This is a genomic window from Pseudonocardia sp. KRD291 (assembly GCF_019263595.1).
Taxonomy (GTDB): domain Bacteria; phylum Actinomycetota; class Actinomycetes; order Mycobacteriales; family Pseudonocardiaceae; genus Pseudonocardia.
The window spans coordinates 21,101-28,111 of record NZ_JADQDD010000050.1; the positions used below are offsets into that span (position 1 = coordinate 21,101).

The following is a 7,011-nucleotide window of genomic DNA, read 5'->3' on the forward strand; positions in this document are numbered from 1 at the left end:
GCCGGGCCTCAGCTCTTGTCCAGCTGTGCGCGCAGTGCCTTCTTGTCCACCTTGCCCTGCGGGTTGCGCGGCAGGCTCTGCACGATCTCGACGCGCTGGGGCAGGTACCACTCGGTGGTCCCGCGCTCGCGCAGGAACCGGGTCAGCGAGTCCAGGTCGGGCTCGCGGCCGTCCTGCGGCACGACGACCGCGGCGGGCGCCTCGGCCTGCACCCCCGGCCGGTAGGCGACGAGCACGACCTGGCCGACATCGGGGTGCGCGGCCAGCAACTCCTCCACCTCGGCCGTCGGGATGATCATGCCGCTGGGCCCCTTGATCTCGTCCGAGGCGCGGTCGACGAACGCGAGCACGCCGGTCGGGTCGGCCGAGGCCAGGTCACCGGTGGCGAACCAGCCGTCGTCGTCGGCGGGGGTCCACACCGTCGACCCGTCGCCGGAGTCGACGATCCCGACGCAGACCTGCGGCCCGCGCACGTGGACCGGGGCGATCCCACCACCACCGTCCGCACCGTCGTCGGCGACCCGCTCCAGGCCCGGCACCGGGTGGCCCATCGTGTGCCAGGAGGTGGCCTCGTCGTCGTCACCGCCGCTCACACCGCCGCCGGGCACCTCGGTCATCCCCCAGTGGATGCGCAGCACGGCCGGTATCCGGTCGGACTTGCGGCGCACCGCGTCCGCGAGCGGAGCGCCGCCCAGCGCGATCGTGCGCAGCGAGGGCGGGGGCGTCGCCCCGTCGCCGACCCGGTCGAGCAGCCCGTCGTACCCGCTCGGCCCGACCATCAGCAGCGTGACGTCCTCCTCGGCGCAGACCGCGAGGACGTGGGAGGCGTTGTCGTCGTCGACGAGGACCGCGTCGTGGCCGTGTACGACGGGGCTGAGCACCGAGGCCATGATCCCGATCGCGTGCGTGGCGACCGACGGCGTGAGCACGCGCGGTGCGTCGTCGCCGGAGAGCAGCGAGCCCATCTGCCCGCGCACGCTCGCGTGCAGCGTGTTCGGGGTGTGCAGGACGGCCTTGGACGTACCGGTCGTTCCCGAGGTGAACAGCACCAGCGCCACGTCGTCGGAGCCGATCTCGTCCGGCGACGGCTCGTCCGGCGCCCGGTGCGGCTCGGCGGCCACGTCGCGGTGCAGGTCGAGCACCCCCTCCGGGGCGGCGTCGATCGCGACGCGGGTGCGCAGCGCGGGCAGGTCGTCCGCGACGTCGGCGAGCACCGAGGTGGTCCCGGCCTCGTTGGTGACCGCGAGCACGGCGCCGGTGGAGCGCAGACGCTGCGTGACCTGGGTGGGCCCGAGCGAGGTCGGCATCGGTACCGCGACCGCGCCGATCCGGGCGCAGGCGTAGAACAGCGCGATCGCCTCCCACCGGTTCGGGAGCAGGTAGGCCACCGGCTCCCCGGGGCTCACGAACCTGCTCAGACCTGCGGCGAGGCGTTCGGTCCGGTCGACGAGGTCGGCGACGCTCATCTCGCGCCGCCCGCCCTGCGACCGGTCGACGAGCACCCGCCGGTCGGGGGCCTGCGAGAACGCGTCGCGCAGGTCGTCGAGGTGGGTGCGGTCCCGCCAGTGCCCCTCGTCGCGGTAACTCGCGGCGCGCGCCGGGAGGACCGGTGTTCCGACCATGCTGTGTCCGCTCATCCCGGAGCGATTACCCGTGATCGTCCTTGTGAACAGTCGGGGTGGTCACGATCACGGGCCAAATACGCGTGTGATCGGCGGTTCGGTACCGATCGACGCCGTCGACGGCCCTCATCGGTACCCGCCCGCCGATCACCGCGCCGACCGGCCCGGGACGGCGCCCCGGCCCGGTTCGCCGGTCGTGCCGGCGCGCCCTGCCCCCCGCGCCCCGACCGTGACCGCCGGCACACGCGAGATGCGCGTCAGGGTCTCCCGAGTCGCGCTCCTTGAACTCAAGTCGACCACGACAACGATGAGCCGTATTTCGCGTGTCGATAAGGTGCCGGGATGCAGCAGGTGTCGAGGGATCGCGAGCCCTCGCGGGTGGTCACGTTCGACCTGTTCAGTGCGCTGACCGACGCCCGCCGCGGAGCTTCCGCCGCCTTCACCGCGCTCGGCGCGGAGCACGGCTGGAAGGTGGCGGGGGAGGAGGTCTACGACGTCTGGGACCGGCACAACAAGGAGCAGCAGCGCCGTGCCGGAGCGGATGCACCGACGACGTTCCGCGCGCTGTCGCTCGAGGCCCTGCACGCCGCGTACGACCATCTCGGACTGCGCGGACGTCCGGGCGCCGACATCGATCTCCTGTGGCGCAGCGTCGCGCAGTGGCCGTTGTGGAGCGACGTCGAGGACGGCGTGTCGGCGGTCGCGGCGGGCGCCTCGGTCGGGATCCTGTCCAACGTCGACGACGAGCTGGTCGTGACCACGCGCGCCCACCGGCTGGTCGATCCGCGGTGGGTACTGACCTCGGAGGGGCTCGGGGCGTTCAAGCCGTCGCCGGAGATCTACCGCCGGGCACTGCGGGCGGCACCGGGACTCGTGCACGTGGCCGCGTCGGCGCGCGACGTCCGCGGGGCGCTGGAGGCCGGTATCCCGACGATCCGGCTCGTCCGCCCGGGACACCGGATCGACCCCGATGGGCCGGCGCCGACGCTCGAGGTGGACGACGCCCGGGAGCTACCGGCCGCCCTGGCGCAGCTCGACCGGCGCTCCCGGTAGCGCAGACGGCGAGCGTCGGCGTCGATATGGGGTGCGGCGCCGCCGTCAGCCGGCGGCCGGGGGCAGCGTCGCGGCCCAGGCAGTCAGGACGTCGGTGTAGCGGGCCGGTTCGGTGGTGTGCATGGCGTGCGCCGCGTCCGGGAACGACCGGTAGTCGACGGGGACGCCCGCCTCGCGGATGATCGCCTGGGCCCGGTCGGCCTGCAGGTCCGACAACGCACCGATCTCCTCGCCGGTCTCCGGGTCGGTCGAGTGCGCATGGTGGGTGATCAGGATCGGGGTCTTCACCTGCGCCAGCATCCGGTCGTGGGGACAGTTCACCCCGGCCGTCCCTTCGAAGAAGGCGCGGCCCCACTCGGGGTCGTACTCCTTGAGGCTCTGCGGCGGCTGGTCGGACATGTCGAAGAGCCTGACCATCCTGTGCGGGGACCGCCTGGCCGCCTCGACCATCCCGGCCCAGTCGCCGACCGACCACTGGTCGCCGAGATGGTCGCGGTACAGCTCGAACGCCGGACCGGCTCCCTGGCGGACGCCCGTTCCGTGCGCCGGGGTGAGCTCGGAGGAGAACAACGGCGCGTCCTCGCAGACGGCGCCGCGGATCTGCCCGGGCATCGCGTAGGCGGAGAGCCAGGCGGCGAGCACCCCGCCCGAGGAGCAGCCGGCGACGACGACCGGGCGCCCGATGGCGAGCGCGATGAACCGCACCAGGTCGTTGCCGAAGTTGTCGAGGCTGTAGCGCCGGGGTGTCCAGGTGCTGCGTCCTTGGCCCCGGAGGTCGACCGCGAACACGTGGAAGTGCTCGGCCAGCAGGCGCATGGCGGGTTCGTAGCTCCACCACGACCCGGTCTGCTCCGGGAGCAGGAGCAGCGCGGGCCGGTCGGGCGCGCCGACCTCGGCGTAGTTGAGGACGATCTCGCCGAGATCGATCTGGTTCTCGGGGAACGCGTGCGGGACGAAGACGTCGCGCGCCGGAGGTCCTGGTTGCACGGCCATGGGTTTCTCCTTCTCGGGGACGGGGAGCCGTGGACGGGGACGGGGAGCCGTGGGCGCGGCCCTCAGGCGTGGTGGTGGCCCGGTGACTCCCGGGTGGTGTGCAGGCTTCCCAGCAGCGAGAGCGCCTCGGCGTCGGGGCTGCCCGGCTCCGCGTGGAACAGGACCAGCTGGACGCCGGGGTGGTCGCGCACGTCGAACCCCTGGCGGTGCAGGGTGAGGCCGCCGACCTCGGGGTGCCGGAACCGCTCGGCGCCATCGGTGGCGCCCCGGACGTGCCGGCTGCTCCACAGGTCGGCGAACTCCGGGCTGTGCCGGGTGAGGTGCGCGACCAGTCGCTTCAGCCGGGCGTGCCCGGAGTCGGCCACGCACCCCCGGCGCAGGTTCGTCACCGTGGCGTGGGCGGCGCGCTCCCACGGCTGGTGGAACTCGCGCGCCGCGGGGTCGAGGAAGACCATGAGCGCCAGGTTGTCCAGCTCGCCGAAGGGCGAGAACAGGGCACGGGCGAGCACGTTGGAGGCCAGCACGTCCAGCCGGGGATCGAGGACGAGAGCGGGCCCCCGCACGCCGTTCTCGAGCAGGGCCACCAGCTCCGGGGACGGCGGTGTCGGCGGAACCGGCCGGCGGGGCGGAGCGGGCGTGCCGGCGAGCTGGTGGAGATGTGCACGGGCCTCGTCGTCGAGGTGCAGCGCGCGGGCGAGAGCGTCGACGACCTGGCCGGACGGGTTGCGCTCACGGCCCTGCTCGAGCCGCGCGAGGTAGTCCACGTTGATCCCGGCGGCGGCCGCGACCTCCTCGCGTCGCAGTCCCGGGACCCGGCGGTTCCCGGTCGAGGGGAGGCCGAGCTCCGCGGGACGCACCTGGGCTCGACGTGCGCGCAGGAACTCGGCGACGGGACCGATGATCACAAATTCAGCCTAGGCCGCCGAACCGGATGTGCCAGGACGTGCGACACCCAGGCTCCGCACCTTTCGCTCATGGGACGTGGTCCCGTCACCTCTGCTACGGTGATGGGACAAAGTTCCATCACCGTAGCGTGAGAGGCCGTCATGAGCCGAGCTGTCCTGTACGAAGCGTTCGGGGGCCCCGAGGTGCTGGAACTGCGAGACGTCCCGGAGCCGCACGCCGGGCCGGGTGAGGTCCGCGTCCGGGTGGCCGCCGCGGGGCTGAACCCGATGGACTGGATCATCTCCTCGCAGCCGCAGGTGGCGGCGCAGTTCGGCATCATCGTCCCGTCCGGCTTCGGCTCCGACCTCGCCGGTGCGGTCGACGAGGTCGGCGACGGCGTCACGGGCTTCGCCGTGGGCGACCGCGTCTACGGCGGCGCGCTGGGACGGGCCGTGGCTGACCTCGTGGTGCTCAGGCCGTCGGTCGACTCGCTCTGGCACACACCGGAGGGCCTCGACGACGAGGTGGCGGCCACCCTGGCCGTGGCCGGTGCGACCGCGTCCGCCGCCCTGGCGGCGATCGGCCTGCGTTCGGGCGACACCGTGCTGGTCGGCGGCGCCGCCGGCGGCGTCGGTGTCCTCGCCACCCAGCTCGCGACGCTCGCCGGTGCGACCGTGATCGGCACGGCCTCGGAGGGCACCTTCGAGTTCCTGCGCCGGCTCGGCGCCGAGCCCGTGGCACACGGCCCAGGGCTGGCGGACCGGGTCCGGGCACTGGCTCCCGCAGGGGTGAGCGCGGCGACCGACCTGTTCGGCACGGAGACGGCCGAGGCGGCGCTGACGCTCGGCGTCGCCCCGGAGCGGATCTCGACGATCGCGGCCGGCCCCAACCCTCCCGGTGGCGTGCGTCCCACCGGCGGGTCCGAGGCGGCGCCGGGCGCAGTGGAGCGGATAGCCGACGCGATCGTGGCCGGAAGGATCTCCGTGCCCGTCGCGGGGAGCTTCCCGCTCGAGCAGATCCGCGAGGCCGTCACGCTGCAGGCCGGGCGCCGCGTGCACGGCAAGATCGTGGTCACGCTCCGGTGAAGAGCCCGACGGCCTCGTCCCCGGCGTGGTTCCCGGCGCCGTGTGCGTCCCAGCCGGGGTCTCCGGTGCGGACGAACGCGACCCACGCGCCGTGCATCCGCGCGGCGAGACCGGCCGGCGCCTCGTCCGGCCCGAGCAGCCCGGTGGGGCCGTGCAGCCACGCCTCGTCGGCGACGTCGAACACGAACGGCAGCTCGACGGTGTGGGTGGCGCCGAGCCGGCCGTCCAGCGCCGACGAGCGGTGGCCGAACCGGTAGAGGTGGGTGCGGCCGCCGGAGATCCGGGAGTGGACCTCGACCAGCCGTGCGGTGCCGGTGCCGAACAGCGCCTGTCCGAGAAGCGCGGAGCGGAGTTCGCCCGCCGTCGCCCCGGGCCGCTCGGCCACCAGCGCGTCGACCGCGGCCTGCGGGTCCGGGTGCGTGCGCGCCGCGAGGGCCAGCACGTCGGCGGTCGTCGAGCCGTCGAGACGGCCCTGGGGTACCAGGTAGAGGTGGCCCTCCTCGGTGTTGGTGCCGATCAGGAGGTCGACGTGGGCCGCCGGCCCGTTCGCGAGTGAGTCCGCGGGCTGCTCGGACAGGACCAGGCTGAACGGGCTCAGGCCGACCAGCGGATCGTCGGCCGCCGCGGTCCGCAGGTCCAGGCCGGACAGTGCCGGCAGGACCTCGAGGAGGCGCTCGTCCGGGATCCGCGCGAACGCCGCGGCGGTGGGGTCCACGCCCAGCGCGTCGGCGGCCGCCCGGGTGACCCGCCGCGCCTGTTCCGGGGTGAACGCCCCGGTGCCGCTGCCGCTCTGCACGATCGCGCGCCGGAAGAGCCCCTCGGCCTCCGGTGTCGCGAGCAGTGCGCCGACGAGGGTGGCGCCCGCGGACTGCCCGGCCACGGTGACGTCGCCGGGATCGCCGCCGAACGCGGCGATCGTCTCGCGCACCCAGCGCAGCGCGGCCAGCACGTCGAGCAGACCGCGGTTCGGCGGGGCGCCGTCGAGGTCGAGGAAGCCGGGGATGCCGACGCGGTAGTTCAGGGTGACCAGCACGACGCCGTCGCGGGCGAACGCGCGCCCGTCGTAGAGCGCCGCACGGCTCGATCCGGTGACGAAGCCGCCGCCGTGCACGAAGACCATCACCGGTCGGGCGTCGCCGTCGGCCGCCGGTGTACGGACGTCGACGGTCAGGTACTCCTCGCCCCGGACCCAGCCGGGCCCGAAGTAGGGGCTCATGTCGAGCCGGCCGAAGTCCCGCAGCGGCTGCGGCGCGGTGGGGGAGGGCCGGGTCGCGTCCCGGACGCCGTCCCAGCCCGGGTGGCGGGCCGGTGCGGCGAAACGCCCGGCGCCGACGGGCGCGGCGGCGTAGGGGATGGCGCGGTAGTGCTCGCCG

The 7,011-nt window shown here is 74.2% G+C and carries 6 protein-coding genes; 2 read left to right on the forward strand and 4 right to left on the reverse strand.

What is annotated here, in order from left to right:
* Positions 1–8: 8 nt before the first annotated feature.
* Positions 9–1,622 (reverse strand): AMP-binding protein, encoded by a 1,614-nt coding sequence (locus tag I4I78_RS09935; RefSeq protein WP_218610963.1) that lies wholly within the window; start codon positions 1,620–1,622, stop codon positions 9–11.
* A 342-nt stretch (positions 1,623–1,964) separates the two neighbouring features.
* On the opposite strand from I4I78_RS09935, the gene I4I78_RS09940 reads away from it, so the two are divergent.
* Positions 1,965–2,675, forward strand: coding sequence for an HAD family hydrolase (locus tag I4I78_RS09940; protein WP_218610964.1), 711 nt, complete (start codon positions 1,965–1,967; stop codon positions 2,673–2,675).
* Between the two features lie 45 nt (positions 2,676–2,720).
* Here I4I78_RS09940 and I4I78_RS09945 read toward each other — a convergent pair whose 3' ends face one another.
* The gene (locus I4I78_RS09945; protein ID WP_218610965.1) at positions 2,721–3,668 is read right to left on the reverse strand and encodes an alpha/beta fold hydrolase; all 948 of its coding nucleotides are present in this window, start codon (positions 3,666–3,668) and stop codon (positions 2,721–2,723) included.
* Between the two features lie 62 nt (positions 3,669–3,730).
* Positions 3,731–4,573 (reverse strand): helix-turn-helix transcriptional regulator, encoded by an 843-nt coding sequence (locus I4I78_RS09950; protein WP_218610966.1) that lies wholly within the window; start codon positions 4,571–4,573, stop codon positions 3,731–3,733.
* Between the two features lie 141 nt (positions 4,574–4,714).
* Between I4I78_RS09950 and I4I78_RS09955 the strand changes: the two genes are divergently transcribed.
* Positions 4,715–5,638: an NADP-dependent oxidoreductase gene (locus I4I78_RS09955; RefSeq protein ID WP_218610967.1), complete on the forward strand. Its 924-nt coding sequence runs from the start codon at positions 4,715–4,717 to the stop codon at positions 5,636–5,638.
* Here the strand turns inward: I4I78_RS09955 and I4I78_RS09960 are convergent.
* Positions 5,625–7,011 (reverse strand): carboxylesterase/lipase family protein (locus I4I78_RS09960; protein ID WP_218610968.1); only part of this gene is annotated, 1,387 nt, incomplete at its 5' end. The two genes, I4I78_RS09955 and I4I78_RS09960, sit on opposite strands and share 14 nt — an antisense overlap.

Coding starts and splice junctions, on each gene's coding strand:
- I4I78_RS09935 (WP_218610963.1), bottom strand. CDS start 1,622: ATGGTCGGAACACCGGTCCTCCCGGCGCGCGCCGCGAGTTACCGCGAC.
- I4I78_RS09940 (WP_218610964.1), top strand. CDS start 1,965: ATGCAGCAGGTGTCGAGGGATCGCGAGCCCTCGCGGGTGGTCACGTTC.
- I4I78_RS09945 (WP_218610965.1), bottom strand. CDS start 3,668: ATGGCCGTGCAACCAGGACCTCCGGCGCGCGACGTCTTCGTCCCGCAC.
- I4I78_RS09955 (WP_218610967.1), top strand. CDS start 4,715: ATGAGCCGAGCTGTCCTGTACGAAGCGTTCGGGGGCCCCGAGGTGCTG.